Consider the following 25,432-nt stretch of genomic DNA (forward strand, 5'->3'; position numbering starts at 1 on the left):
TGCATCGATGAAACCCAAAGACGACGAAAAACAGCGTGCCATCGCCCAGGCCACCTTCGAGCTGGTGGCTCAGACGGGCCTGAGCGGCCTGACCCTGGCCGACATCGCCCGCGCAGCGGGCATTGCCACCAGCACGCTGTATGTGTATTACCCGTCCAAGGATGAACTCATCAGCCAGCTCTACCAAGATGCCAAGACGGTCACGGCCGCCCGCATCATGGAGGGCATCGCGCCTGGTATGCCCTACCGCGCCCGCGTGCGGCGTGCTTGGGGCAACCTGTTGCGGCACCGGCTGGACCAGTATGCCGAAGTGGTGTTCCAGGAGCAGTACTACAACTCGCCCTGGTTCACCGATGGGAACCGCGAATTCTCGACCCGCCTGATGGCCGGTTTTTTTGCGTTGATGGAAGAAGGCCAGCAGCAAGAAATATTGAAGGCCGTGCCGATCCCGCTGCTCACGGCCAGCCTGGTGGGGTCGGTGCGCGAGACGGGCAACCTGATCCGCACCAAGGTGCTGCCCGACGAAGAAGCCGTACACCAGATGGCTTTTGGGCTGTGCTGGGACGCATTGAAGGCCTGAGTGGGAGACAGCGAAGCTTTTTTTGCCCGAGGTTGATCTTTTAATCGAATTTATATTCTCTTAAAAATGCCACGCACCACGCTCCAACCCTTTCATGGCCGATGGCGTCGCTGACGCCATCCCTGTCTACCCAACCGCCCCCAACACAACAACACCTTTCCCACGGAGAACCCCACGATGCCCACCCTCAACATCAATGGCAAAGACACGGCTGTGGATGCCGATGAATCCACCCCCATCCTCTGGGCCCTGCGCGACACGCTGGGCATGACCGGCACCAAATTTGGCTGTGGCCAGGCTTTGTGCGGGGCTTGCACGGTGCACCTGAACGGCGCGCCAGTGCGCTCGTGCATCACGCCGATTTCGGCGGCAGCGGGCCAGAAGATCACCACCATCGAGGCTGTGACGGCCAGCGACAAGGTGGGCAAGGCCGTGCACGCGGCCTGGGTGAAACACGATGTGGCGCAATGCGGCTACTGCCAGAGCGGCCAGATCATGAGCGCCACCGCCTTGCTCAAGGGCAAGAAGAAGCCCAGTGACGCCGACATCGACGCGGCCATGGCAGGCAACGTGTGCCGCTGCGGCACCTATGTGCGCATCCGTGCGGCCATCCATGACGCAGCCAAAACCCTGGCTTGATTGAAGGAGAACACCATGCACTTTGATGCTCATGCCCTGCAGGGCCAAGCCCATATTTTTATGCCAAAACACCTGCTAGCGCTTATGGATAAAGCGCAAGCAGCTACCAATTCAGGAGTAAACGATGCAATACAGGGTATTGAAGGCCTGGCTCGCCGCACCTTCCTCAAGGTGTCGGCGGCGTCGGGCTTTGCCCTGGGCGCGTTTCCGCTGGTGGCTGCCGCGCAGGGTGCCGCAGCAGCAGCCCCCGCAGGCCTCAAGCCGTTCGAGCAGCCTTCAGCCTTTGTCCGCATCGACGCCGATGGCACGGTCACCGTCACCATCAACCGCCTGGACTTTGGCCAGGGCGTGCAGACCGGCCTGCCCATGATCCTGGCCGAGGAGCTGGATGCCGACTGGAGCAAGGTGCGCAGCGTGCACGGCGATGCCAACCAGGCCTATGCCGATCCGATGATGGGCATGCACCTCACGGGCGGCTCCAACTCCATCAAGAACTCGTACACCCAGTACCGCGAACTGGGTGCGCGCACCCGGGCCATGCTGGTCTCGGCCGCTGCCGCGCAGTGGGGCGTGGATGCCTCGGCACTACGCACCAACAACGGCTTCGTCGTCGGCCCCGGGGGCAAGAAGCTGGGCTACGGCGCGCTGGCCGAAGCGGCCATGAAGCAGCCGGTGCCCGAAAAGGTCACCTTGAAGGACCCGAAGCAGTTCCGCCTCATCGGCAAGCCCACCGGGCGGCTGGACGCCAAGGCCAAGTCGAGCGGCCAGCAGGACTACGGCATTGACGTGCGCTTGCCTGGCATGCTGACGGCCGTGGTGGCGCGCCCGCCGGTGTTTGGCGCCAAGCTGAAGTCGCTGGACGACAGCGCCGCCAAAGCCATCAAGGGCGTGAAAGCCGTGCTGCGCGTGCCCACCGACCGGGGTGGCGAAGGTGTGGCCATCGTGGCCGATGGTTACTGGCCCGCCAAGCAGGGGCGCGATGCGCTGAAGGTGGAATGGGACACCAGCGCGGTGGGCAAGCCCGACACCACGGCACTGCTGGCGCAGTACCGCGAACTGGCCACCAAGCCCGGCAACGTGGCCATGCAGGCCGACATGGCGCCGCTGGCGAGCGCTGCCCACAAGATCAGCGCCGAATTCGTGTTCCCGTACCTGGCGCACGCGCCCATGGAGCCGCTCAACTGCACCGTGAAGCTGGATGGTGACAAGGCCGAGCTATGGATGGGCACGCAGATGCCCGGCCTTGACGCCATGGCCGCCGCCAAGACGCTGGGCCTGCAGCCGCAGAACATCAAGGTGAACACGCAGATGGCGGGTGGTGGCTTTGGCCGCCGTGCCATTCCCACCAGCGACTACGTGGTGGAAGCCTGCGGCGTGGCCAAGGCCGCGCGCACGGCGGGCATCACCGCCCCGGTGCGCACCCTGTGGAGCCGCGAGGACGACATCAAGGGCGGCTACTACCGCCCCATGCACGTGCACCGCGCCGAAATCGGGTTCGACGCACAGGGCAAGATCCTGGCGTGGGACCACACCATCGTGGGCCAGTCCATCACCAAGGGCTCGCCGTTCGAGGCCTTCATGGTCAAGAACGGCATCGACGCCACGACCACCGAAGGCATGGGCGAGCCGTACAACGTGCCCATGAAGCTGTCGGTGCACCACCCCGACGTGAACGTGCCCGTGCTGTGGTGGCGCAGTGTGGGCTCCACCCACACGGCCTATGCCATGGAAACCCTCATCGACGAAGTGGCGCGGACCACGAAGCAAGACCCCGTGGCCTACCGCATGGCCCTGATGGGCGACAAACACCCGCGCCACAAGGCCGCGCTGCAGCTGGCGGTGGCCCAGTCGGGCTATGGCAAGAAGAAGCTGGCCGCTGGCCGCGCCTGGGGCGTGGCGGTGCATGAGTCGTTTGAGTCGGTGGTGGCCTATGTGGTGGAAGCGTCCGTGAAAGACGGCACGCCCAAGCTGCACAGCATCACGGCCGGCGTGCATTGCAACCTGGTGGTCAACCCCAAAAGCGTGGAAGCCCAGGTGCAGGGCGCGGCGCTGATGGGCCTGTCGATGTGCCTGCCCGGCGGCGCCATCACGCTCAAGGACGGCGTGGTGGAGCAAAGCAACTTTGGCGACTTCGCCGTGCCGCGCATCACCGACATGCCGCAGGTGACGGTGCACATCGTGCCCAGTGCCGACCCACCCAAGGGCATGGGTGAGCCCGGCCTGCCACCGCTGGCACCGGCTTTTGCCAATGCCATTGCCCAGCTCACGGGCAAAACACCGCGCGAGCTGCCGTTCAAGCTGGCTTGAGTGCGGCGCGCACCCGGGGGGAGGGCGCGTCACCCCCGGGCGCTGCTGATGCGGTGGCCGTCTTGACCAGCGCCAGAAACGCCCGCAGCGTGGCCGTGGGCTGTCTGCGGCTGGGGTAGTACAGGTAGAAGCCCGGGATGGGCGGGCACCAATCGTCCAGCACGCTCACCAGTGCGCCGCGGGCCAGGGCTTCGCGCGCGTAGGGTTCGTACAGGTACGCAAAACCCACGCCCGCCAGGGCCGCCTGCAGGATGAGCGGCATGTCGCCCACGGTCAGGCGCCCTTGCACATCGACGGCAATCTTCTCGCCGGCTTTTTCAAACTCCCACGCATAACGCGCCCCGCTCGGAAAGCGGATGCGCACGCAGGGCATCTGCAGCAGATCGTGCGGGGTGTGCGGCATGCCCACGCGCTCCAGCAGGGCGGGTGCGGCCACCACCATCAGCCGCTGCGGTGGCCCCAACGGCAGGGCCACCATGTCCTGCTGCAGGCGTTCGCCATAGCGCACGCCGGCGTCAAAGCCACTCTCTACGATATCGACCAGCCCGTCGTCCAGCACCAGCTCGACCTCGGCCTGCGGGTGCTGCGCCAGAAACTGCGCAATCAGCGGCCCCAGCACCAGGTCGCCCGCGGAGCGCGGCGCGTTGATGCGCAGCTGGCCCTGCGGGGTGTCGCGAAACGCGTTGATGTCGTCGATGGCCGCAGCAATGTCCTGCAGGGCAGGCCCCACGCGGTCCAGCAACTGGCGCCCCGCTGGGGTCAGCGCCACGCTGCGCGTGGTGCGGCTGAACATGCGCACGCCCACCCGCTCTTCCAGCGAACGCACAGCATGGCTGATGGCCGAAGCCGACAGGCCCAGGTCCTGCGCGGCGGCCCGAAAGCTCAGGTGGCGGGCGATGGTGCTCAGGAGTTTGAGATCGGCGAGGTCCAGGCTCATTGGTGAAATTCATTCATTGATATGTGTATTCTCAGGCCATTTATCTATTCTGACTTCAACAATAAGCTGCCCGCTGACTTGCAAAACCACAGGAGAGAACATGCAAAACAGCGAATGGAACCTTGCCGGCAAAACCTATTGGGTGAGTGGGGCGTCCTCGGGCATTGGTGCCGAAACCGCCCTGGCGCTGGGGCGCCACAAGGCCAACGTGGTGCTGGCCGCGCGCCGCACGGCCGAATGCGAGGCCGTGGCCGAGCGGGTGCGCGCCGCCGGTGGACAGGCCTGGGTCACGGCCCTGGACGTGACCGATGAGGCGAGCGTGGAGCGCAGTGTCGAGGCCACGGTGGAGCACTTTGGCCGCCTGGACGGCACCTTCAACAACGCAGGTGCCCTGGGGGTCGCCGGCCCCCTGCACACCCTGAACGCTGCGGATGTGCAGGCGGTGCTGCAGGCCAACACGATGGGCATCTTCTATGCCATGAAGCACCAGATTGCGGCCATGCTGAAGACCGGCAGCGGCGCCATCGTGAACAACCTGTCCATCTCGTCCCAGGTGGGGTTCAACGGCATCAGTGCCTATACCGCCAGCAAACACGCGGCCCTCGGCCTCACGCGCAACGCGGCGATGGAATATTTTCAGCAAGGCATCCGCGTGAACGCCGTGAGCCCAGGGCCCACGGTCACGCCCATGGCACTGGCTGCCTTTGGCAATGAGGATGCGATGCGCAGCACCTTGCAGGCATCGGTGGCGGGCCGTCCAGCAGCACCGGCCGAGATGGTCGGGCCGGTGCTGTTTTTGCTGTCGGACGCGGCCAGTTTTGTGAGCGGGCACAACCTGGTGGTGGATGGTGGGTACACGCTGGCCTGAGTCAAGTCGCAGTGCGGCGAACGGCCTAGAATCGCGCCCGCTGTGCACCGCACGGCCCATTGCCCAACGCAGGTTCTATCTCCATGTCTCTCAATCCCTCGCCTCCCGTGGTGCTGGTGCTGGCCTCTGGCCGGGGCGAGCGTTTTGCAGCATCGGGCGGCACGGTGCACAAGCTGCGCACCCCCTTGGGTGACAAAACGGTGCTGGAGCACACCCTGGCCGCCGTGCGTGCCAGCGGGCTGCCCTGGCATCTGGAGGATGCCGGGCACCCGGGCATGGGGGATTCGATTGCGGCAGCCGTGCGCGCCACAGCGGATGCGCCGGGCTGGCTGGTGTTGCCGGGGGATCTGCCGCTGGTACTACCCGAAACCTTGCGCACCATTGCTGCCGCCCTTGCGGAGGCGGACTGTGCCGTGGCCATGCCGGTGTACCAGGGCGAGCGCGGTCACCCCGTGGGTTTTGCCGCCGAATGCCAACCGGGGCTGCTGGCATTGACAGGCGAGCACGGCGCTGCCAGCGTGGTGCGCCAGCAAGCGCAGCAGGGCAGGGTACGGTGGATGGATGTGGACGATGTGGGCACGGTGACCGATGTGGACACTGTGCAGGACCTGGAGCGCGCTGCGCAGTTGCTGGCAGCGCGCGGGTAGCGGCGAAGACCGCGTTACTTGGCTGCAATCACGGCACAGGCCAGGCGCGGGCCCGCATTGCCGGTGGGCTGGGTCTTGTAATCGTCGGGGTCGCGGTGGACGATCAGGCCCTTGCCGACGATGTCGTTGGCGGTGCTGCCCACGCGGATCGTGCTGGATTCAAAGTTGAACGTGGCCACGCCGTTGGCATCGGCCTTGAGGCTGGGCAGGTCGCCCGTATGGTGGTCGCCCATGCCATGGTGGCCGTGGGACTTGCCGCCGGGGTTGAAGTGGCCGCCCGTGCTCATGCCATCGCCACTGGAGCAGTCGCCTTTTTCATGCACATGAAAGCCGTGTTCGGCATTGGGCTTGAGGCCGGTGATGGAGCCCGACACCTTCACCACGTCGCCCGACTGCACAAAGGTGACCGCGCCAGCGGCGGTGTTGCCCCGTGTGGGTTCCAGCTTGGCCGTGGCGGTGGGGCCGGTGGAATACGCGGCGCACCCGGCCAGTGTGGCTACAGCGACCATCGAGAGGACACCAGCAAGACGAACATTCTTCATGACTCAGACTCCTTTGCACGTTAAAAGACGCGGCATTGTGCGGGCCCGCGCGCAGTGACCTGCGCAGGCACCCCTGCCGGGCTGCGGAAAGTGTGCACTATGCCTCTTTTTGGGCCAGTGCAATCAAACGGGCGAGGGCCCGGTCATGGATGCCGTGCCTGCGCAGCTCATCGTAGGTGGCCTGGGCGTAGTCCCGCGTGGTGCCAAACCTCCCGCAGGCCTGCTCAAAAATACGGCAGTACTCGTGGTCGGGTAGCTCACCCGTGTGGTTGGGGCTTTTGCGCGACAGGGTGAAGGCCAGCGCACGCACCGGGCCGTGCGGGGTGTGGCAGGTGAGCCAGCGCGGGTCGTACACGGCGGTGACCATCTCGCGCTGCCAAAGATTGATCATGACCTGCCGGGCGTGTGCCTTGTCCACCCGGAACACCATGCCCCGGCAACTGCCGCCCGACAGCATGCCGAACACCAGGCCCGGGCATTCGGGCGTGCCCCGGTTGATGCGGCTCCACATCTTGAGCGCCCGGTGCCAGCCGTGCACCTTGGCGGGGCGGCGCTCTGCGTAGTCGAAATCCGGGCGCCAGATGAGCGAGCCGTAGCCAAAGATCCACAGGTCCGCATGGCCACCCCATTCATTCAGGGCACGCTCCAGCATGGGGGCCGGATCGCGCAGCGGAGCGGGAAGATTCGTCATGGGTTCACTCTACAATCGAAAGCTTTGCTTCAGCGCCCTGGGGACTTGTGCTTGCAGGTCCCGCAGCTGTCCCACCATTCTTTCTTAATCACTGCAGGAATCTCCAATGTCTAGTTCTGACGACGATAGCCAACAACGTTTTGCCCTGGGTTTCCTGTTTGCGCTGATTGCGCTGGTGATCTCGGTGGTGGTCGGCACCGTGGTGGTCAAGCGCGTGGGCGCTTCGGGCGCCGCCAAGCCTGCTGCAACCGCTGTTGCAAGCAACGCGCCAGCGGCAGCAGTCGCTGACGACGCCGCCAGCGTGCGTGTAGAAAACGGTGTGGTGAAGTTCTACTTTGCCACGGCAAAGGCCGAGCTGGCCACTGGCGCCAGCGAAGCCCTGGCCGACGTGGTCAAGGGTGTGGCCGAAGGCAAGAAGGCTGTGATCTCCGGCTTTCATGACGCCACGGGCGACGCTGCCCTGAACGCCGAGCTGGCCAAGCAGCGCGCTTTTGCGGTGCGCGACGCCCTCAAGGGCCTGGGCGTGGCGGAAGACAAGATCGAGCTGAAGAAGCCCGAAGAAACCACCGCCACCGGCAGCAACGCCGAAGCGCGCCGCGTGGAAGTGGCCCTGGGCGCCTAATGCCTGTGCAGTGACCTCCAGCAGGTCGCCCCATAAAAAACCCGGCAATGCCGGGTTTTTTTATGGGGAAAACGGGGCTCTAGCGCTTATCCATCATGCGCAAAAAGCTATCCATTTAATAGCAAATGGTTAACGCAGGCCTGCGCCACCAGTCCCCTCGGCGCGCTGGATCAATTCAATCTTGTAGCCATCGGGGTCCGTCACGAACGCGATGACCGTGGTGCCGCCTTTGACCGGGCCCGCTTCGCGTGTCACGTTGCCGCCCGAGGCCTTGATCTTCTCGCATGCGGCGTAGGCGTCGGGCACGCCCAGGGCGATGTGGCCATAGGCCGTGCCCATCTCGTAGCTTTCGGTGCCCCAGTTGTAGGTCAGCTCGATCTCGGCCTGGCCGGGGTTGCCGCCGTCAAATCCCAGAAAAGCCAGCGAGTATTTGTACTCGGGGTTCTCGGACTGGCGCAGCAGTTGCATGCCCAGCACCTGGGTATAGAAATCAATCGAGCGTTGAAGGTTGCCAACGCGCAGCATCGTGTGGAGGAATTTCATCCCTTCGATTGTGCAGGGATGTCAAAAACCAGGCAGGTGGTGGTGGCGTGGGCATACAGCGTGCCGTCGGGCCCCACCAGGCGCGCCTCGGCCGTGGCCAGCTGGCGCCCGCTGTGGATCACGCGGCCTTCAGCGCGCACGCGCGGCACCTTGGGCGTGATGGCCTTGACCAGGTTGATGCCCAGCTCGGCCGTGGTGTAGCCGCGCCCGGGCTCCATGCGCGTATGGATGGAGCAGCCCAGGGCAGAGTCGAGCAGGGTGGCAAACCAGCCGCCGTGCACCGTGCCCATGGGGTTCAGGTGCTCGGCGCGGGGCGTGCCCTGGAAGACGGCCGTGCCTTCACCGACTTCGATGATCAAGAAGTCCAGCGTTTTGGCGATGGCGGCGTAGGGCAGTTCGCCACGCAGCATGGCCTGCATCTGCTCCAGGCCGTTCAGATGGGCGATCTGTTCACGCCGCGCCACGCCCGGGCCAGGGCCTGCATCCAGCCGCGCCAGGATGTCGCGCTCTTGGGCCAGCCAGTGTTCAAGGTGGTTGTGTTGGGTCATGATTTTTCCGGGTCAGTGGTGGGGTCGAAACGGATGAGTTGCATATGCAATTATTGCAGATACAATTAAATCCATGCAAGCCGACACATCCACCATGGACTTTGCCGCACCACCCGTTGCCCGGACGGTGCCACAGGGGTGCACCAACTTCAAGCTGCGCCAGCTGATGCGCCGCGTGGCCAACCACTACGACGCCGAAATGGCGAAATGCGGGCTCAAGACCACGCAGTATTCGCTGCTGTCGCATGTGCTCACGCTAGGGCCCATCCGGCCGGGCGACCTCGCTGTGGCCATGAAGATGGATGCCTCCACGTTGACGCGCAACCTGCGTCCCCTGGTCGATGCGGGCTGGGTGACGCTGGAGGCAGGCGCAGATGCCCGCAGCCGCCTGGCCCACATCACCGACACCGGCCGCGTAAAACGCGCCGAGGCACAACGCCACTGGAAAGCCGCGCAGCTTGCTCTGAATGAAACGCTGGGCGTGGAACGCGTGATGGCGCTGCATGCGCTGGTGGACGACTCACTGGATTTGCTGGCAGCGCTGCCAGTGCAGGAGGCTGGGCATGACGAATAGCAACCCCCCTCCAGCCACCACCCAGTCCGCCGCACCGCTGGCCCTGTGGCTGGTCCTGCTGGCTGCTGCAGGTGCTTTAGCGCTCACCATGGGCACGCGCCAGACCATGGGCCTGTTCCTGTCGGCGCTCAACACGTCCACCGCGCTGGGCATTGGCAGCATCAGCCTGGCCTTTGCGTTCGGCCAGCTGTGGTGGGGCCTGACCCAGCCGTTTGCCGGGGCGGTGGCCGACCGCATCGGCACTGGCCGCGTGATCCTTCTGGGCGTGGCGCTGGTGGCGCTGGGCACCTTCATCACGCCCTACATGACCACCACGGCCGGGCTGATTTTTGCGATTGGTGTGTTGGCTGCAGGCGGTGCAGGCATGGCCGGGCCGTCGGTGCTGATGGCGGCGACCGCGCGGCTGGTACCCGCCAACAAGCGCGGGCTGGCCAGCGGCATCGTCAACGCGGGCGGGTCGTTTGGGCAGTTTGTGATGGCGCCTGTTGCCATTGGCCTGACCGCCGCGGTGGGCTGGGCCAGTGCCATGCAGTGGCTGGGTGTGCTGGTGCTGCTGGCGCTGCCTGCGGTGTGGGTGCTCAGGGGCAATTCGAACGCCTTGGCCGCGCAGGCCGCCGCCGCATCGGGCCAGAAGGCGCTGACGGCGCGCCAGGCCATTGCCCAGGCGCTGGCCACGCCGAGCTACCGGTATCTGGCGGCGGGCTTTCTGGTGTGCGGCTTTCACGTGGCATTCCTGGCCACGCACCTGCCGGGCGTCATCGCCGCATGTGGTCTGCCGCCTGAGATCGGCGGGTGGTCGCTGGCCATGATCGGCTTGTTCAACATTGTCGGCAGCCTGGCCATGGGCTGGGCCGTGGGGCGCTGGCGCATGAAGTCGTTGTTGTCACTGCTGTACGCCACGCGTGGCCTCGCAGTGCTGATCTTCTTGTTTGCGCCCAAGACGCCCACGGTGGTACTGGTCTTTGCCGCTGTGATGGGCGTGACGTTTCTCTCCACCGTGCCGCCCACGGTCGGGCTGGTGGCCAAGATGTTCGGCACGGCCAACATGGCCATGTTGTTTGGCATCGTGATGCTGGCGCACCAGATTGGTGGCTTCTTTGGTGCCTACCTGGGCGGCAGCGTGTTCCAGGCCACGGGCAGCTATGACTGGGTCTGGTACATCGACATCGTGCTGGCCGTGGGCGCGGCCCTGGTCAACCTGCCGATCCGCGAAGCCCGGCTGGTGCGCCCTGCAGCCGCCTGACCCTGCCAACACCCGTCCACCATCCCCTCATCTCCTAATTTTTTTGCCATGACCGCTCACCTTGTTTCCACCGCATCCGCCCCCACCGACATGCAGCCCGTGTACCTGGACGACCTCGCTGTGGGTGACCTGTTCAAAAGCGGCGAACACGCCATGGACGAAGCGCAGATCACCACCTTTGCTGCGCAATTCGACCCCCAACCGTTCCACCTGGATGACACTGCTGCCCGCGCCACGCTGTTTGGGGGGCTGGCGGCCAGCGGCTGGCACACGGCGTCCGTGACCATGCGCCTGCAGGTCACCACGGGCCTGCCGATTGCGGGCGGCATCATCGGGGCAGGGGTCGAGTTGAGCTGGCCCCGGCCCACGCGCGCCACCGACGTGCTGCACGTGGTGAGCGAGGTGCTGGAGATCCAGCCCTCCAAATCCAAGCCCGACCGTGGCATGGTCACCGTGCGCAGCGAAACCCGCAACCAGCACGGCGATGTGCTGCAACTGTCCACCGTCCGCATCGTGGTGCCACGCAGGCCTGTGGCCAACGGGGCAGGGGCCTGATGTGACCGAGCCCCTGAACCCACGCACCCGCATGCTGCTGGAGGCGCCGATTGCGCCCACGCTGCTGCGGCTGGCGGCGCCCAATGTGCTGGTGATGCTGGCGCAGGCGGGCGTAGGGCTCATCGAGACCTACTTTGTCGGCAAGCTGGGCACCGATGCGCTGGCGGGCATGGCGCTCGTCTTCCCGGTCGTCATGCTGATGCAGATGACCTCTGCGGGGGCCATGGGCGGCGGTATTGCGTCGGCCATCGCCCGCGCTCTGGGTGCCCGGCGGCGCGACGATGCCGATGCGCTGGTGTTGCACGCGCTCGCCATTGCGGCGGTGTTTTCGCTGGTCTTCACCGTGGGGGTGGTGGGAGGAGGGCGCTGGCTTTACACCCGCATGGGCGGCACGGGCGGCGCGCTGGACGCGGCGCTGGTCTATTCCAATTGGGTCTTTGCGGGCGCGTTTCTGGTGTGGCTGTTCAACACGCTGTCGGCCGTGATCCGGGGCACGGGCAACATGGCCGTGCCGGCCTATGTCACGGTGCTGGGCGCCTTCGTGCTGGTGCCGTTGTCGCCACTGTTCATCTTTGGCTGGGGTCCCATCCCCGGCCTGGGCATTGCCGGCGGGGCCATCGCGCTGATGGCGTACTACCTGATCGGCAGCGTGGTGCTGGCAGCGTATTTGTGGTCGCCGCGCAGCCTGCTGCAGCCATCGTTCGCGCACATCCGGTTTCGCTGGGTGCTGTTCAAGGACATCCTGCGGGTCGGGTTGGTAGGCACTGTGTCGACCGTGGCCACCAATGTGGCGATTGGGGTGACCACCGCGTTGGTCGGCGGTTTTGGCACGGCGGCCATTGCCGGGTATGGAACCGCATCGCGGCTTGAGTACCTGCTGGTGCCCCTGGTATTTGGCCTGGGCGCGCCGTTGGTGGCCATGGTAGGCACCTGCATTGGCGCGGGCCAGCGCGAGCGCGCCTTGCGCGCCACCTGGATCGGCGCCGGCATGGCGTTTGTGATGGCCGAGGCGATCGGCCTGTGGGCAGCGGCGTTTCCCAACGCGTGGCTGTCGCTGTTCAACAGCGATCCGGCGATGCTGGAGGCGGGCGCGCTGTATCTGCGCACCGTCGGACCGGTGTACGGCTTTTTCGGTCTGGGCCTGGTGCTGTACTTTGCCTCGCAAGGGGCAGGGCGCCTGCTCTGGCCGGTGATCGGCAACATCGTGCGCCTCGCCATTGCGGTCACCGGTGGTTGGCTGGCGCTGCGCTGGGGCGGTGGTTTGGCGGCGGTGTTCGCCGCACAGGGCGTGGCGCTGGTGCTGTATGGCGTGGTCAACGCCTGGACGATTGCGGGTGGTGCCTGGTTTGGCCCGGTGGGATGGCCGCGCAGCATGGCGGGCTTGCTGCGGCGCATGCCGCAGGCATAGAAATAGAACCAAAATGGCTGCTAGCGCTTATTTATCAAGCGCTCACAGCTATCAATTTGGTAGTACCTCGTTGAATCAAACCGGAACGGTGTAGTTCAGCGTCATGCGGCCACCATCCACGGTCACGATCTCGCCGGTCACATAACTGGCGGCGTCGCTGGCCAGCCAGGCCACCACATCGGCAATCTCCGATGGCTCGCCCAACCGCTTCATGGGGGTGCGGCTCATGATCTTCTGCTTGGCCTCGTCGCTGGTCAGCACGGCCTTGGCGGCCAGCTCGGTGGCGATGGTGCCGGGCGCCACGGCGTTCACCCGGATGTTCTTGTCGGCCAGCGCCAGGGCCATCACGCGCGTGAGCTGGTTCACGCCGCCTTTGCTCACGTTGTAGCTGGAGATGTTGGGAATGGTGAGCACGCCGTTGACCGAACTCATGTTGACGATGGCGCCGCCGCCACCACCGCCATTTTGTGCCACCATGGCCCGCGCCACGGCCTGACCGACGAGGAACGAGCCCTTGAGGTTGACCCGCAGCACGGCGTCAAAGTCGGCCTCGGTCACGTCCAGAAAGTCTGCAGCCCGAAAGATGCCCGCGTTGTTCACCAGCACGTCGATGCGGCCGTGGGCCGCCACGGTCTGGGCCACGAGCGCATCCACCTGCGCCTTGTCGCCCACATCGCAGCGCACATACAGCGCGCCCAGTTCCTGTGCCAGCGCCTGGCCCCGCGCATCGTCCACATCGACGATCACCGGTTTGGCGCCTTCAACCGCAAAGCGGCGAACGCAGGCTTCGCCAATGCCTTGGGCACCACCAGTGACGATGCAGACACGGCCTTGGTGGCCAAAGTGGATGGAAGACGCTGAAGGAGCTTGGGAAGAAAGGGTCATGGGCACGGATGGTAGCGGCTGAGGGAGATCACGGCCCTGTGCGGCCCCACACTGTTCAAGTAGATACGATGTATATTATGTTAAATGACAAATCTACCGATATAGATCAGCAGTTCACCAAGGCGTCTTGTTGACACAAAGCCAGTACGCGCCAGCCTGGCAGACCATGTCCGCCATCACATCGAAATCCATGGGTTTGACCACGTAGCTGTTGGCACCCAGGTCGTACGACTGCACCACGTCCCGCTCTTCCTGGGAAGACGTCAGTATCACCACGGGAATCCGCCGTGTGCGCTGGTCGCCCTTGATGGTGCGCAGTACCTGCATGCCATCCACCCGCGGCATTTTCAGATCGAGAAGCACCAGCTTCGGGCTGGCTTCATCGTGCTGCGAATATTCTCCAAGCCGAAACAGGTAGTTGATGGCCTGTTCGCCATCTTTGACCCACAGCATCTTGCTGGCGAACCCTCGCTTCTTCAGCGCGCGAATCGCGAGTTCTGCGTCGTTGGGACTATCCTCCACCAAGAGAATATCGACTTCTTCAAACAGCTTCATTGCAGCCCTCCCGTGGGACGGTGAAATAAAACGTGGCGCCTTCACCCACATTTCCGTCAGCCCAGACGCGCCCGCCATGGCGGTGCACTATCCGCTGGACCAAAGCAAGACCCACGCCGGTTCCTGGGAATTCCTGGGCATCGTGCAGCCGCTGAAAAACCCCAAACAACTTGTCTTTGTACTTTGGGTTGAATCCGGCTCCATTGTCACGCACGAAAAAAGTGTGTTCCTGGTCATCAGAAATAGCCCCGATCTCAATGCGAGGATCGCTCTGCTTCGAACTGAACTTGAGGGCGTTCGACAGTAGATTTGTCCACACTTGCCCCAAAAGCACGCGGTCGCCTGTCGCGATAGGCATTGCCCCGATATGCAGGTTCACGCGGCTGAAGTCCTCGTGTTCGTTCAGTGCGTTCCAGGTGGTGAGAGCCAGCTCCCCCATCGCCAACTCCCCTACTTTGAGTGCCCGGCGGCCCAATCGTGACAACGCCAGCAAATCATCGATCAGCACCCCCATGCGCCGCCCCTCGTTCTGGATGATCTGGACTTTTCGCCGGGCTTCATCGTCCAGACTCTCGCCATGGTCTTCGACCAGGGCCTCGGAGAAACCGACTATCCATCGAAGTGGCGCACGCAAATCATGAGAGACGGAATAACTGAAGCTCTCAAGCTCCTGATTCGCTGTCTGCAATTGCATTGTGCGCTGGGAGACGCGTTGTTCCAACTCGGCGTTGAGTTCGCGGATTTCCTGGTCAGCCCGTTCACGTTCCTGGGCTTCGCGTTCCAAGGCCTTGTTGGCTGCCTGCAGATCTTCGGCGCGCCGCCCAATTTCCGACAACATGTCATTGAACGCATCCGCCAGGTAGCTCAGCTCGTCCTTCGTGGTCTTCTTCACCCGCAGCGAAAAGTCCTTTTGCTCAGTGACCTGCCGTGCCAGTTTTGTGACGGCAAGGATGGGCTTCGTCAAGGCCGACTGCAGCCATACCGACATGCCGCCGGCCACGAGCAAGCTCAGGCCCATCACGCTGGCGAGGATGCCCAGGTAGCTCCAGAACCGCTGGACGAGTTCGTAGTCCGCGCTCATATAGACGGTGCCCACGATCTCGTTGTTTTCGAGAATTCTCTTGAAAACCGCCAGTTCGTTGTCTTCCAAACGCACCCCATCTGACTGGGGCAGCTCGGGGATTTTGTGCCCCGTGAAACTCCCCTCGCCTCGGTATTGCGCCACCATCTTTCCGCGCGCGTTGTAGATTGCGGCCGCCCGAATCTGGCGCCGGGTTTTCAGCAGGGAGAGGTTTTCCTCTGCGGATTTGTGATCATCAAAAGCCAAGGCGGGACCGGTCGCTCGGCCCAGGATTTCTGCCTGCGTCTGTAGATCGCTGACCACATTCTGTTTGTACGTCTGAAGTTCATACCAGGCGAGCGCGGCGCCTGCCACTGTCAGTGAAACGAACGTGGCCGCGAGCATGGCCAACGCGAACTTGTAGCGGAGTGAGCGAGCGATGGCGTTCCACATCTAGCGCCCCTCGCCATGCACCTTCTGGGCCACCGCGAGCAATCGGGAGCTCAGGCGCAGTCCACCTTTTTTGACGGAATCGAGCGAGACCTCGAAGCGGACATTTCGATCCACGGGCAGAAAATTGATCATGCCTCCCAGCGCCAGCCCTGCTGGCTCTTCCGTGACGACAAGTACCGGCCGGGCTTGCAAGGCGCCCCTCAAGGGTTTCAGCTGTGTGGCATCACCCTTGCCAACGAACAGGATGGCGACATCGTCCAGGGAGTCTCCAGCTTTGAGGCGGCGAACCGCAAGGCCCCGAGATTGAATCTTGCGGCCCTGAACGATTTGCATCAGTTCCTCGGCAATGGGATCGGCTCCCAGGACGCCAATCGTGAGAGGTGCATCCACGGGGCCCGGAGATCCTTCAGGCCACTCAACGTAGCCTGCAAATTTATAGAGAAAAGCTGCTTTGATTTGGAACTCATCGTTCGGCCAGTCTGGCTGAGCTGCACACGGGTTGATGAGCACACCGAGCAGCAGCAATGCAAGGACCAAGCCCCGCTTCAACGGCAGCGAAGACAGCCAGGTTTTCACAAAGTCCACCTGATTCGCAAGGCAACGTTGCGGGGGATTTCTTTGCGGTTCATCGGCGCATTGAACTCCGGGTGAGCGCCATCAAACAGATTCTGACCCACGATCGAAAATTCGACCCCGGGCCGCACTGTCCAGCCAAAACGCACATCCAAGGCCGTGTATGCAGGCACTGCGGGGTCGGGCAACGCCCCTACCCTTCGCACAATGACGTCGAGTTCCTGGCGATGGGGCAGATTGAATCCGGCACGCAACATCCACTGGTGGCCAGGATCGTTGCCCAGCGCGCGGGGCCCTTCTGGATCGGTACTCCCGGGCATGACGCGCAGGTTCTTGCGCAATACCGACAATCCGCCCGCCAACCGCAGATTGCGTGCCGCGTGCCACTCGCCCCAGGCTTCCAATCCCCAGGTCTTTCCTTCGATCATGTTCTGCACCTGCGCACCAGGCGCTCGCTGCCCGCTGCGCAATTTGTCCCAATGGTGCTGAAATGCAGTGACCGAATAGGACAATGTTGACGATGGCTGGGATCGGTATCCAAGCTCCAGGACCTTGGCGACTTCAGACTCGAAGTCAGGTCCTCCAGCGATGATGAATGGGGGGTTGGGCGGCAGCCGTATGTCGCGGTCCAGGCGCGCTGGCGCCCGCACTGCCCGTGACACAGCGCCCCACCAAAGCTGGTGTGGAGAAGGTTTCCACTCAAAGCGCGCGCTTGGAAGGGACTCCATTCCTGTGAAATCATTTCTTTCCAGTTTGGTGCCAACCGTCAGGTTGAGATGCTCGGTCACCTTGAATTCGTCTTGCACAAACAGATTCGCCCAGTGCAGCGACGCTTGTGCCGGAGCAAACCCGAAAATCACGCCCGGACGAATGACATCACTGGCCTGCCTGTAACCGCCGCCCCAGAGCAGCCGGTGCGACTCCAGTGGCACACCGTGCTGAAACTCCACATCAAGAACACGCTGCCGTGGTTGGTACAGAAACGCGTCTTTCCGGTCCGTGTAGTCGTAGTAGGCCTGCAGGCGAACGTCCTGCCCTGCTTCCAGCTTTCGCGTCAGGCGGCCGAGGATGTTGGCACCGGATGCTTCCACCCGTCCTATATCAAAACGCCCAAAGAACCCGCGGTTGTCTGTGGCGCCCTCGTACACGTCGCCTTGCAAGGTCAGCTCGGTGTTTTTATCCGCCCAATCAGCCCTCCACCCCAGTTGCCCACGCGAACGGCCATCCGTGGCTGCTGCGTTCCCTATCGACACAACCGGGCGCGTCACATCCCCTTTTGCATAGACGCGAAAAGTAGCGCCCTCGCCCAGCACGCCACCGTATCTGAAAGACGCTTCCCGCCCCTGATTGCCCGCGCCAACCACCAAAAGTCCCCCTTGGGTGTGGGCAGAGGATTTGGTGATCACGTTGATCACACCGTTGACTGCGTTGGCGCCCCACAGGGTGGCGCCAGGCCCGCTGATGACTTCTATTCGATCGACGTCTTCCAGCATGACGTCCTGCTGGTCCCAAAAAACCCCTGAGAAAAAAGGTGTGTAGACCGTGCGCCCATCGATCAAGACCAGGAGTTTGTTCCCAATGGCATTGTTAAAGCCACGTGCACTGATTGCATATTGGCTTGCGTCAAGGCGGGCGACCTGAAGATTGGGCGCCAAGCGCAAAGCTTCCGGAAGGGTGGCAGCGCCCGAACGGCGGATACTGTCGGAAGTGATCACAAAAATCGCGGCGGAAGCGTCCCCCAGAAACTCGGGATGCCTCGCAGCGGAAGTGATCTGAATGTTGGCCAGCTCTTCGATGGAAAGCTCGGCAAGCAAGGAGGCCTTGTTATCCTGTGCCTGCACAGAAGACAAAGGCAGCAAAGACAGGGTCAACCACGCTGTCAGGTATGTTCGGATCTGTATCACGGCCAGCCTCCCCCATGTTTGCGTGGCAAGCTTTCGTAGCCAGCCATTCAAAGCATGGTAGGTTGAAAACCTTTTGGTGCAAACCTTTCAACGGGGGTTGCGCATCCAAACGACGGAAATTAAGAATTTCTTGATGCCCAGGGTGCTGCACCCTAGACTACTTTCAGCACGGCAGTGTTCCGCAGGCATCGTCTGCGGAAGGAGGAATACTTGCAAGCCGCCCCCCTGAACATCCTGATGGTCGAGGATGAGCCCAACGATGCAGAACTCGTCGCACATACCTTGCGGCGTGCATCGTTGCACTTTACAAGCCGCCGGGTAGACAACGAAGAACGGCTGCGCCACGAGCTGCGTGCGAGCGTGCCGGACATCGTCCTTTCAGATTTCAGCATGCCCCGCTTCAATGGCATCGACGCGCTGTCAGTGGTCAGGGAGATGTGCCCAGACGTTCCTTTCATCTTCGTATCTGGAACGATTGGAGAAGAGAACGCCATCAGCGCTCTCAAAAGCGGTGCAACGGACTACATCCTGAAGCATGACCTGGGGCGTCTTGCCCCGGCAATCCATCGCGCTCTCAACGATGCCGAGTTGGCGCGGGAGCAAAAACGCACCCAGGAAGCTTTGCGGCATAGCGAATTGCGGTTTCGTCTGGCGGCCTCCACGGGCGATGTCTGGGACTGGAATATCGACACGGGTATTGCACAGATTTCAGCGCAGTGGAAGTTTCGCCTGGGTTATGCGGACGAGGAAATCGAAAATACGGCAACGGCATGGCTCGGTCTATTGGAGCCCAACGATCGACAGATGGTCCTGAGCGCTTTTGCCGCCCACATCAAAAACCGTGCTCCGTACGATGTGGAATACCGGGCATTGGCCAAAGACGGCTCCTACCGCTGGTCACATGCCAAGGGCCAGGCGGTATGGGATGCCAATGGCTTGGCGACCTATATGGCCGGCTCTGTCGTTGACATCACCGAGCGAAAGAATGCAGAACTCAAAGTCAAGCGCCTCAACCGGATTTATGCGGTATTGAGTAGCATCAATTCTTTGATTGTAAGGACACAAGATCGCAAGGATTTATTTCAGGAGGCCTGTCAAATTGCTGTGAATGCCGGGGGCTTTTGCCTGGCATGGATTGGAATTATCGACATTGAGGTGCAAAAAATTACCGCTGTCGCATGGGCAGGTGCGGGAGAGGATTATATTGATCACATACCGATGGGAATCGATTCCGATCGGCAGGACTATGGGCTTATTGGCGAATGCATTGAAAATGCAAAAACCATTTTAGTTCAAGACATCAAGAGTGACACCAGGATTTTATTGCGACAGCAGGCAATCGCCCGAGGTTTTCAGAGTTTTGGCCTTTTTCCACTTTCTGTCAAAAAAAAACCTATCGGGCTCATGGCCCTATACGCCTCAGATCAGGATTTTTTTGATGAAGCCGAAATTCAGTTGCTCCAGGAACTCGCATCTGACATCGCCTTCTCCGTAGATCATCTCGAAAAATCAGAACGGCTCAACTATCTGGCTTACTATGATGCACTGACAGGACTTCCCAATCGAAGCCTGCTGCAGGATCGCTTTCACCAGCTGATTAAAAATACCATTCGAGAAGAAGATGACGGCTACATTGCATTGATATGGATGAATATCGAGAGATTCAAAAATATCAATGATACTTTGGGACGGCATGCCGGAGATGCGATGATTCAATCGGTCGCCAGGCGATTGATTGAAGCACTGGGCTCCAGCGACAAAATTGCACGAATGGGATCAGATCAGTTTGGAATCATCGCAACGTATCGGAGCGTTCCTGCAGAAATAGCCCACCTTCTGGCTGAAAAAATATTTCCCTTGATGGAGCGTCCTTTCATCTTTGAAGGGAAAGAGCTGTATTTGTCTTTCCGGACTGGGATATCCCTTTTTCCCGACGATGGAAAAGATGCAGACACATTGTTCGCACACGCTGAAGCGGCTTCGCGTGAGGCCGGTGCGGCCAGTGGCCGTTACCAGTTCTACACGCCGTCCATGAATTCCCAAGTGCACAATCAACTCAACATGGAGAGCAAGCTTCACAAGGCGCTCGAAAATGAAGAGTTCGTATTGCACTACCAACCTAAAGTTTCGCTTTGGGACGGAAAAATTACCGGAATGGAAGCGCTTATTCGATGGAACGATCCCGATGCCGGGCTTGTGTCGCCTGCGGTTTTCATCCCCATTCTGGAAAAAACCGGTTTGATCATCGACGTTGGGCAATGGGTTCTACAAAAAGCTATTCAGGACTATGAGAAATGGCGCAGCCAGGGTCTGGCCCCATCACGGATCGCTGTCAACGTTTCGGCAGTCCAGATACGCCGATCAGAATTCGCCAGTGTTTTGAAATCCTGCCTGAAAGGTTATCAAGGGTCGGAGGTGCCTCTTGATATTGAAATCACCGAAAGCCTTTTCATGGAGGATGTGGACATCAACATCCAGCGGCTCCACGACATCCGTGCAATGGGTGTCCGCTTGTCCATTGACGATTTTGGAACCGGTTATTCTTCACTCGCATATTTAAAACGATTTCCTATAGATTTTCTGAAAATCGACCAAAGTTTTGTGAGGGAAATAATCTACGATCCCGATGCGGCTGCAATTTGTAGCGCAATCATTGATCTTGCCCATAATCTCAAATTAAAAGTGATCGCAGAAGGTGTGGAAACTGAAGCGCAAATGAATTACTTGCACCGCAAGAATTGCGATGAAATTCAGGGGTATTTCTTTAGCAAGCCGATATCGGCTACGAATCTTGGTCAACTGCTTGCAGATGGGACTGCGCTGAAAATTGCAGTGCAGCCCTCTGCAGGTGCCAAGAGAATTTTGATCGTAGATGATGAACCAAGCATTCTTTCATCCATGCGACGACTATTGAGGCGCGATGGATATGAAATATTGACGGCCAACAGTGCAAAAGAAGGGTTCGAGATCCTAGCGCAGCATGAAGTTCAGGTCATCCTCTCGGACCAACGAATGCCTGAGATGTCAGGAACAGAGTTCCTCTCCAGGGCGCGCGAGCTTTATCCCGACACCATCCGAATAGTGCTTTCGGGATACACCGACCTGGAATCTATCTCAGATGCCATTAACAGGGGTGCAATCTATAAATTTCTGACAAAACCCTGGGATGATGAGTTGCTGCGGGACAATATTCGCGAAGCGTTTAGGCACCATGATGCAGCACAGCGCAAAAAGGCGTAATTTTCTAGCTGTGCGATTTCTTAGCCATCGGGTCCCAAGACTTCGCCATTGGGTCCCCACGTTACCTGGGTCAGCCCCGGTTCCAGCGCTTCCAGACGGCGGCGCTCTAGTTCCGTCGCATTCAGCTTCCCGAATTCATGGCGCCCGACGTCAGCCAGTTCGCTTTCATGGCGCAGTTGGTCCGCCCTTTCGAGGGCAGAGCGGACATGGCCAAGCAGGTCTTTTTCGTCCCAGGGTTTCAACAGATAACGGAAAACTTCGGCGTCATTGACTGCGCGCATCAGGTTCTCCGAATCGGAGGATGCACTTAAAACCATCCTGACGGCCTTGGGTTGAATGGCCCGGACCAAGCCCAGAAACTCCACGCCGGTCATGAGCGGCATTCGAAAGTCCGAGATCACCACATCAAAAGCAACCTCCCTCAGTCTGGCCAAAGCGACTTCTGGATCGGCGGTCTCTTCAATGCGAAGGTCGGAACCAAGTCCGGCACGAAGGCTCCGCTTGATCGCTGCCAGGACATGGTGTTCATCATCCAGTAAAAGAATTCTCTGCATGGACGGCTCCCTCCGTTACGGTTTTATCGGCAAGATCATTTCCACGTCGTCCCGTCCTTCGCGCAATCGCAGCCGCTTGATCAGTTCGGCAGTGAGCACGTGGTCGGCAGCCAGCAACACCGCACCTTCACTGGACAGCAGGTCTCGCGCCAAGACCATGCCGGGTCGAAGTTGCTCGGTGCGCAGCATGCGCGGCGGAGTTTCTGCTCCGGGCGCGGCCTTCAGAAGCATCTGCAGGAACACGTCCACCACCTCAGGATGAAACTGGGTTCCCCGGCCCCGGGCAATCATCGACCGGGCATCCGCAGCACTCAAGGGGGTGGAGCTGAGGTGACCGATTTGCAGATCGTCGTAGGTGTCTGCCACCGCGAGGATGCAGGCCCCCATGGGAATCATCTCGCCGACCAAGCCATCTGGATAACCCAGTCCATCGTGCCGCTCGTGGTGGCTTCGGATAATGTTGGAGACCGTCTGCATGTCGTCGAGGGCCATCAGTGCCTGCTCCCCCAACACGGCATGCCGTCGGTACTGCGCCGTTTCTTCTTCGGAAAGCTTGGGCACGGGCTTGGCCAGCAAGGTGTCGGGCAAGGCAATCTGCCCTATGTCATGCATGAGCCCTGCGATAAATGCGTCTTGCTGATCCGCCTCCGCCATGTTCATAGCCCGTGCGGTGCGGCGGGCCAGGTCCGCCACACGGCGTGAATGACCGGAGAGTTGCCCGCCTCGCCACTCCATGAGGTTTGAAAACACCTTGATGGAAGTGAGATAGTTCTTCTTGATTTTTTGACTGAGCTGGAGCAATTCGCTGGTGCGCGCCGCGACCTTTTCCTCCAGGGTTTCATTCAATTCCATCAAGGCCTGGTTTTTGGACCTGAGCAGTTCCTCCAACCGGGCCTTTTCGTCTTCCAGGGCATGGCGCTCAAAAATCTGGTGCGCCGTGGCAAGCACCTCACCGTCATCCCACGGCTTGGTGATGTACCGATAGACTTCCCCGCTGTTGATGGCCGCGATGGTTGAACCAATGTCCGCGTAGCCCGTGAGCAGTACGCGCGTCGTTTTGGGCCACCGCTCCCGTATCTGCTCCAGCAACTGGGCCCCGCTCATGCCGGGCATTCTCATGTCGGAAAAGACCAGGTCCACAGGCTCTTGCTCCAGGTGCGCAATGGCTTCTGCACCACTCGTGGCCGTTGCCACCTGGTATCCGCTGCCACGGAACAGCCGCCTGAGCGAAGCCACAATATTGGGCTCGTCGTCCACGCAGAGAATGCGCCAGACGCGCTGGCCACCGTCCTGCTTTAGGCTGGCGCCCTCCTCTTGCAAAGCCGCCCCTGACAAGGCGGTGACGTCGATAGGGGAATTCACACCTCAAGCCTCCTGCGGGTGACGAATCGGCAGCGTGACACGAAAACGTGTCCCAACCCCCTGCTCACTGAACACGTCAATGCTTCCAAGGTGCTTCTTGACGATCCCATAGGAAAGAGACAGTCCGAGACCTGTGCCTTTGCCCACCGCTTTGGTGGTGAAGAACGGATCAAAGATTCTTCCCAGATTTTCCTTGGCGATGCCCTCCCCTGTGTCCTGTATTTCCACCCACACCTGGTTGTCATCAGCGCCGGTGCGAATGGTGATAGTGCCTCGGTCTGCCTGGATGGCATGTGCGGCGTTGACCAGAAGGTTCATGAACACCTGGTTGAGTTCAGAGGGCAAGCACTCGATATCCGGGATTTCTCCATACGCCTTCACGACCTCTGCCTTGTATTTGATTTCGTTGTTGACGATGTTCAGCGTGGAATCGATGCCGTGGTGCAAATCGGCCAGAACCCACTTTTGCGAGGTGTCCACACGGGAGAAGTCCTTCAGGTTCTGGACAATATTGCGCACCCGGGTAATGCCGTCTTTGGACTCCGTCATCAACGAGGGAATGTCCTCTTTCAGGAAGTCGAGTTCAATCTTCTCGCGCAAGGCCTTCAAGCGTGCGGCTACGGGAGTGCCCGCCAAGGCGGACTCGGCCTCTTCGTAAGCGGCAAGCATCTGAAACAGATCGCCCAAATAGCGCTCAAGGGTTCCGAAATTTGAAAATATGAATCCAATCGGGTTGTTGATTTCATGGGCAACCCCTGCGGCCAATTGCCCGATGGAGGCCATTTTTTCAGATTGCATCAACTTGTCCTGCGCATCCGAAAGCTTGGCGTTGAGCTGCATCAGCTCTTCATTGGAGCGCAACAGCTCCTTGACCCTGTCCGCCGTGACATCGATGGCAGAGAGCGAGGATGTGGTGTTCATGGCATCAGCCAATAGTGGATCGTGAGAACTCATATCAACCCCTCTTCAGGCCAGCAATGCGTGGCAGACCACTTCGTGTTGTTCAGCCACCGCATCAAAAACTTCTGCATAGTCCTTGTCGCCCAGTGCCAGCCTGCCCCATGCATCCAGGGACAGCAGCGGCACCATATCGTCTTCCTTGTGCGAAAGATCGAGGCCGTGTGCAATGTTGTCGGCAACATGGACGAGGTCTGCGAGCCCCCTGTTGCGCGTGGAAGGCGGCCGGTGATGGCATGCGATGGCGGTGACGATCTCTGGGGCAAAGTGCCAATGCTCTGCAATAACACCACCGACCTCCGCGTGATCCACACCAAAATGGTGCCGCTCCGCGGCATGCATAAGACAGTCATGTTCTGCCCGGTAGGCAATGGCGTGGGCATATTCCTCCTCATAGGAACTGACCAGGACCAGGCGCCCGATGTCGTGTACCAGACCCAGCGTAAATGCAGCGTCCTCGTCCAGTCGGGTGCGCTGCGCCAGGGCTCGGCAGGTAAGCGCGGTACCGATCGAGTGGCGCCAGAACGCATCAAAGTCGAAACCTTGGCAGCGTGACTTGGAAAACCCGCCGACCAGGCCAGCGGCAGTTGCCACGCTGCGCAACGTGCGCAGTCCCAGGATCGCAGTTGCCTCGGCGATGGAGGTGACCTGACGCGGCAGGCCATAGAAAGACGAATTCGCAAGCCGAAGGGTTTTGGCGGCAATGGCCTGGTCGTGCGATATCTTCACGGCCAGTTGCTCGGCAGAAATATGGCTGTCGCCAAAGGACTGGATCAACTCCAACACCACCGCTGGCAGCGCCGGCAGTTCGTGGACGCTGCGCAGGATGGCATCCGTAGTGAGTTGCTTCATGGCCTCTCCCCGGACCGATACCTCAAGATGAGGTGCAGCAACGGGTTGAGTTGCCCGACCTGCATGGCGGGCCTGAACAGATGCAGCAAACGCTTTTCAGTCTGTGCCTGCTGAGCGGCAGGGTCCAGCGTCTCGCCCCGGTGTTCTACCTCTTCGGGGGCATTCACAAAGATGGTGTCGATTCCCCGGTGCTGCAAGCTGTTCAGAATCCCGCGCGTGACAGGCGTACCTGCTGGCAACAGAAGCTGTGCATGCGCATCCAGCACTGGCTGCGCCAGAAGCAGCCCCTCGGGGAGCAGTTCAGTCGTTGTGGCAAGAGCTTGCATGGGCGCC

General features: G+C 61.1%; 26 protein-coding genes. 11 read left to right on the plus strand and 15 right to left on the minus strand.

Going from position 1 to position 25,432, the window contains the following annotated elements; all coding sequences use genetic code 11:
- Positions 1–7 precede the first annotated feature (7 nt).
- The 3 genes from ASE52_RS05690 to ASE52_RS05700 all read left to right on the plus strand — a co-directional run bounded on the left by ASE52_RS05690 (position 8) and on the right by ASE52_RS05700 (position 3,526).
- The gene (locus ASE52_RS05690; protein WP_010458216.1) at positions 8–580 is read left to right on the plus strand and encodes a TetR/AcrR family transcriptional regulator; all 573 of its coding nucleotides are present in this window, start codon (positions 8–10) and stop codon (positions 578–580) included.
- Between the two features lie 177 nt (positions 581–757).
- Positions 758–1,219: a (2Fe-2S)-binding protein gene (locus tag ASE52_RS05695; protein WP_010458214.1), complete on the plus strand. Its 462-nt coding sequence runs from the start codon at positions 758–760 to the stop codon at positions 1,217–1,219.
- Positions 1,220–1,234: 15 nt separating this feature from the next.
- Entirely contained in the window at positions 1,235–3,526 is a 2,292-nt protein-coding gene (locus ASE52_RS05700; protein WP_057225254.1) for a xanthine dehydrogenase family protein molybdopterin-binding subunit, read from the plus strand.
- Here ASE52_RS05700 and ASE52_RS05705 read toward each other — a convergent pair.
- A complete protein-coding gene (locus ASE52_RS05705) occupies positions 3,513–4,463 on the minus strand; it encodes a LysR family transcriptional regulator (protein ID WP_057224438.1) in 951 nt (316 codons plus the stop codon). The genes ASE52_RS05700 and ASE52_RS05705 overlap by 14 nt on opposite strands.
- A gap of 100 nt (positions 4,464–4,563) precedes the next feature.
- Here ASE52_RS05705 and ASE52_RS05710 point away from each other — a divergent pair, with 100 nt between their 5' ends.
- Both ASE52_RS05710 and ASE52_RS05715 read left to right on the plus strand, forming a co-directional pair.
- Positions 4,564–5,331, plus strand: coding sequence for an SDR family oxidoreductase (locus tag ASE52_RS05710; RefSeq protein ID WP_057224440.1), 768 nt, complete (start codon positions 4,564–4,566; stop codon positions 5,329–5,331).
- A gap of 83 nt (positions 5,332–5,414) precedes the next feature.
- Complete coding sequence (locus ASE52_RS05715) at positions 5,415–5,978, plus strand: NTP transferase domain-containing protein (protein WP_057224442.1); 564 nt, start codon at positions 5,415–5,417, stop codon at positions 5,976–5,978.
- Positions 5,979–5,992: 14 nt separating this feature from the next.
- On the opposite strand, the gene ASE52_RS05720 is transcribed toward ASE52_RS05715, so the two are convergent.
- Together ASE52_RS05720 and ASE52_RS05725 are read right to left on the minus strand one after the other, a co-directional pair.
- Positions 5,993–6,520: a superoxide dismutase family protein gene (locus ASE52_RS05720; RefSeq protein ID WP_057224444.1), complete on the minus strand. Its 528-nt coding sequence runs from the start codon at positions 6,518–6,520 to the stop codon at positions 5,993–5,995.
- 97 nt (positions 6,521–6,617) lie between these two features.
- A complete protein-coding gene (locus tag ASE52_RS05725; protein WP_057224446.1) occupies positions 6,618–7,211 on the minus strand; it encodes a gamma-glutamylcyclotransferase in 594 nt (197 codons plus the stop codon).
- A 106-nt stretch (positions 7,212–7,317) separates the two neighbouring features.
- On the opposite strand from ASE52_RS05725, the gene ASE52_RS05730 reads away from it, so the two are divergent.
- Positions 7,318–7,833, plus strand: coding sequence for an OmpA family protein (locus ASE52_RS05730; protein ID WP_057224448.1), 516 nt, complete (start codon positions 7,318–7,320; stop codon positions 7,831–7,833).
- Positions 7,834–7,962: 129 nt separating this feature from the next.
- Here ASE52_RS05730 and gloA read toward each other — a convergent pair whose 3' ends face one another.
- Together gloA and ASE52_RS05740 are read right to left on the minus strand one after the other, a co-directional pair.
- The gene (gene gloA, locus ASE52_RS05735) at positions 7,963–8,376 is read right to left on the minus strand and encodes a lactoylglutathione lyase (protein ID WP_010458830.1); all 414 of its coding nucleotides are present in this window, start codon (positions 8,374–8,376) and stop codon (positions 7,963–7,965) included.
- Positions 8,373–8,924: a PaaI family thioesterase gene (locus ASE52_RS05740; protein ID WP_010458833.1), complete on the minus strand. Its 552-nt coding sequence runs from the start codon at positions 8,922–8,924 to the stop codon at positions 8,373–8,375. Before ASE52_RS05740 ends, gloA begins: the two co-directional genes overlap by 4 nt.
- Before the next feature lie 73 nt (positions 8,925–8,997).
- On the opposite strand from ASE52_RS05740, the gene ASE52_RS05745 reads away from it, so the two are divergent.
- Genes ASE52_RS05745 through ASE52_RS05760 form a run of 4 tightly spaced genes read left to right on the plus strand, consistent with a single transcriptional unit; the run spans position 8,998 to position 12,704 of the window.
- Positions 8,998–9,498 (plus strand): MarR family winged helix-turn-helix transcriptional regulator, encoded by a 501-nt coding sequence (locus tag ASE52_RS05745; RefSeq protein ID WP_057224451.1) that lies wholly within the window; start codon positions 8,998–9,000, stop codon positions 9,496–9,498.
- Positions 9,488–10,741 carry an MFS transporter gene (locus tag ASE52_RS05750; RefSeq protein ID WP_057224453.1) on the plus strand — a complete coding sequence of 418 codons (1,254 nt, stop codon included), beginning with the start codon at positions 9,488–9,490 and terminating at the stop codon, positions 10,739–10,741. The genes ASE52_RS05745 and ASE52_RS05750 overlap by 11 nt, the downstream gene beginning before the upstream one ends.
- A 48-nt stretch (positions 10,742–10,789) precedes the next feature.
- A complete protein-coding gene (locus ASE52_RS05755; RefSeq protein WP_057224455.1) occupies positions 10,790–11,296 on the plus strand; it encodes a MaoC family dehydratase in 507 nt (168 codons plus the stop codon).
- 31 nt (positions 11,297–11,327) lie between these two features.
- Entirely contained in the window at positions 11,328–12,704 is a 1,377-nt protein-coding gene (locus ASE52_RS05760; protein ID WP_057225256.1) for an MATE family efflux transporter, read from the plus strand.
- 75 nt (positions 12,705–12,779) lie between these two features.
- On the opposite strand, the gene ASE52_RS05765 is transcribed toward ASE52_RS05760, so the two are convergent.
- From ASE52_RS05765 to ASE52_RS05785, 5 genes are all read right to left on the minus strand, one after another.
- Complete coding sequence (locus ASE52_RS05765; protein ID WP_057224457.1) at positions 12,780–13,589, minus strand: SDR family oxidoreductase; 810 nt, start codon at positions 13,587–13,589, stop codon at positions 12,780–12,782.
- A 114-nt stretch (positions 13,590–13,703) separates the two neighbouring features.
- Positions 13,704–14,144, minus strand: a complete 441-nt coding sequence (locus ASE52_RS05770; protein ID WP_010458845.1) for a response regulator — start codon at positions 14,142–14,144, stop codon at positions 13,704–13,706.
- Positions 14,131–15,657 (minus strand): HAMP domain-containing histidine kinase, encoded by a 1,527-nt coding sequence (locus ASE52_RS05775; protein WP_057224459.1) that lies wholly within the window; start codon positions 15,655–15,657, stop codon positions 14,131–14,133. The genes ASE52_RS05770 and ASE52_RS05775 overlap by 14 nt, the downstream gene beginning before the upstream one ends.
- Positions 15,658–16,233 carry a YfiR family protein gene (locus ASE52_RS05780; protein ID WP_158004142.1) on the minus strand — a complete coding sequence of 192 codons (576 nt, stop codon included), beginning with the start codon at positions 16,231–16,233 and terminating at the stop codon, positions 15,658–15,660.
- Positions 16,230–18,101: a TonB-dependent receptor gene (locus ASE52_RS05785; RefSeq protein WP_158004143.1), complete on the minus strand. Its 1,872-nt coding sequence runs from the start codon at positions 18,099–18,101 to the stop codon at positions 16,230–16,232. The genes ASE52_RS05780 and ASE52_RS05785 overlap by 4 nt, the downstream gene beginning before the upstream one ends.
- 243 nt (positions 18,102–18,344) lie before the next feature.
- Here ASE52_RS05785 and ASE52_RS05790 point away from each other — a divergent pair, with 243 nt between their 5' ends.
- The gene (locus ASE52_RS05790; protein WP_140426142.1) at positions 18,345–21,374 is read left to right on the plus strand and encodes an EAL domain-containing protein; all 3,030 of its coding nucleotides are present in this window, start codon (positions 18,345–18,347) and stop codon (positions 21,372–21,374) included.
- 20 nt (positions 21,375–21,394) lie between these two features.
- Here ASE52_RS05790 and ASE52_RS05795 read toward each other — a convergent pair whose 3' ends face one another.
- The 5 genes from ASE52_RS05795 to ASE52_RS05815 are packed head-to-tail and all read right to left on the minus strand — an operon-like array spanning position 21,395 to position 25,425.
- Positions 21,395–21,928 carry a response regulator gene (locus ASE52_RS05795; RefSeq protein ID WP_057224466.1) on the minus strand — a complete coding sequence of 178 codons (534 nt, stop codon included), beginning with the start codon at positions 21,926–21,928 and terminating at the stop codon, positions 21,395–21,397.
- A 15-nt stretch (positions 21,929–21,943) separates the two neighbouring features.
- A complete protein-coding gene (locus ASE52_RS05800) occupies positions 21,944–23,290 on the minus strand; it encodes an HD domain-containing phosphohydrolase (RefSeq protein WP_082606769.1) in 1,347 nt (448 codons plus the stop codon).
- Positions 23,291–23,293: 3 nt separating this feature from the next.
- A complete protein-coding gene (locus ASE52_RS05805) occupies positions 23,294–24,211 on the minus strand; it encodes an ATP-binding protein (RefSeq protein ID WP_050812431.1) in 918 nt (305 codons plus the stop codon).
- A 45-nt stretch (positions 24,212–24,256) separates the two neighbouring features.
- Positions 24,257–25,099, minus strand: a complete 843-nt coding sequence (locus ASE52_RS05810) for an HDOD domain-containing protein (RefSeq protein WP_010458856.1) — start codon at positions 25,097–25,099, stop codon at positions 24,257–24,259.
- The gene (locus tag ASE52_RS05815) at positions 25,096–25,425 is read right to left on the minus strand and encodes a hypothetical protein (protein WP_010458857.1); all 330 of its coding nucleotides are present in this window, start codon (positions 25,423–25,425) and stop codon (positions 25,096–25,098) included. The genes ASE52_RS05810 and ASE52_RS05815 overlap by 4 nt, the downstream gene beginning before the upstream one ends.
- Positions 25,426–25,432 lie beyond the last annotated feature (7 nt).

This window comes from Acidovorax sp. Root275 (assembly GCF_001428965.1).
Taxonomy (GTDB): domain Bacteria; phylum Pseudomonadota; class Gammaproteobacteria; order Burkholderiales; family Burkholderiaceae_C; genus Acidovorax; species Acidovorax radicis.

Bases quoted from the DNA above. Each gene is read 5' to 3' on its own strand.
- ASE52_RS05690 (WP_010458216.1), top strand. From the start codon at position 8: ATGAAACCCAAAGACGACGAAAAACAGCGTGCCATCGCCCAGGCCACC.
- ASE52_RS05695 (WP_010458214.1), top strand. From the start codon at position 758: ATGCCCACCCTCAACATCAATGGCAAAGACACGGCTGTGGATGCCGAT.
- ASE52_RS05700 (WP_057225254.1), top strand. From the start codon at position 1,235: ATGCACTTTGATGCTCATGCCCTGCAGGGCCAAGCCCATATTTTTATG.
- ASE52_RS05705 (WP_057224438.1), bottom strand. From the start codon at position 4,463: ATGAGCCTGGACCTCGCCGATCTCAAACTCCTGAGCACCATCGCCCGC.
- ASE52_RS05710 (WP_057224440.1), top strand. From the start codon at position 4,564: ATGCAAAACAGCGAATGGAACCTTGCCGGCAAAACCTATTGGGTGAGT.
- ASE52_RS05715 (WP_057224442.1), top strand. From the start codon at position 5,415: ATGTCTCTCAATCCCTCGCCTCCCGTGGTGCTGGTGCTGGCCTCTGGC.
- ASE52_RS05720 (WP_057224444.1), bottom strand. From the start codon at position 6,520: ATGAAGAATGTTCGTCTTGCTGGTGTCCTCTCGATGGTCGCTGTAGCC.
- ASE52_RS05725 (WP_057224446.1), bottom strand. From the start codon at position 7,211: ATGACGAATCTTCCCGCTCCGCTGCGCGATCCGGCCCCCATGCTGGAG.
- ASE52_RS05730 (WP_057224448.1), top strand. From the start codon at position 7,318: ATGTCTAGTTCTGACGACGATAGCCAACAACGTTTTGCCCTGGGTTTC.
- gloA (WP_010458830.1), bottom strand. From the start codon at position 8,376: ATGAAATTCCTCCACACGATGCTGCGCGTTGGCAACCTTCAACGCTCG.
- ASE52_RS05740 (WP_010458833.1), bottom strand. From the start codon at position 8,924: ATGACCCAACACAACCACCTTGAACACTGGCTGGCCCAAGAGCGCGAC.
- ASE52_RS05745 (WP_057224451.1), top strand. From the start codon at position 8,998: ATGCAAGCCGACACATCCACCATGGACTTTGCCGCACCACCCGTTGCC.
- ASE52_RS05750 (WP_057224453.1), top strand. From the start codon at position 9,488: ATGACGAATAGCAACCCCCCTCCAGCCACCACCCAGTCCGCCGCACCG.
- ASE52_RS05755 (WP_057224455.1), top strand. From the start codon at position 10,790: ATGACCGCTCACCTTGTTTCCACCGCATCCGCCCCCACCGACATGCAG.
- ASE52_RS05760 (WP_057225256.1), top strand. From the start codon at position 11,328: ATGCTGCTGGAGGCGCCGATTGCGCCCACGCTGCTGCGGCTGGCGGCG.
- ASE52_RS05765 (WP_057224457.1), bottom strand. From the start codon at position 13,589: ATGACCCTTTCTTCCCAAGCTCCTTCAGCGTCTTCCATCCACTTTGGC.
- ASE52_RS05770 (WP_010458845.1), bottom strand. From the start codon at position 14,144: ATGAAGCTGTTTGAAGAAGTCGATATTCTCTTGGTGGAGGATAGTCCC.
- ASE52_RS05775 (WP_057224459.1), bottom strand. From the start codon at position 15,657: ATGTGGAACGCCATCGCTCGCTCACTCCGCTACAAGTTCGCGTTGGCC.
- ASE52_RS05795 (WP_057224466.1), bottom strand. From the start codon at position 21,928: ATGCAGAGAATTCTTTTACTGGATGATGAACACCATGTCCTGGCAGCG.
- ASE52_RS05805 (WP_050812431.1), bottom strand. From the start codon at position 24,211: ATGAACACCACATCCTCGCTCTCTGCCATCGATGTCACGGCGGACAGG.
- ASE52_RS05810 (WP_010458856.1), bottom strand. From the start codon at position 25,099: ATGAAGCAACTCACTACGGATGCCATCCTGCGCAGCGTCCACGAACTG.
- ASE52_RS05815 (WP_010458857.1), bottom strand. From the start codon at position 25,425: ATGCAAGCTCTTGCCACAACGACTGAACTGCTCCCCGAGGGGCTGCTT.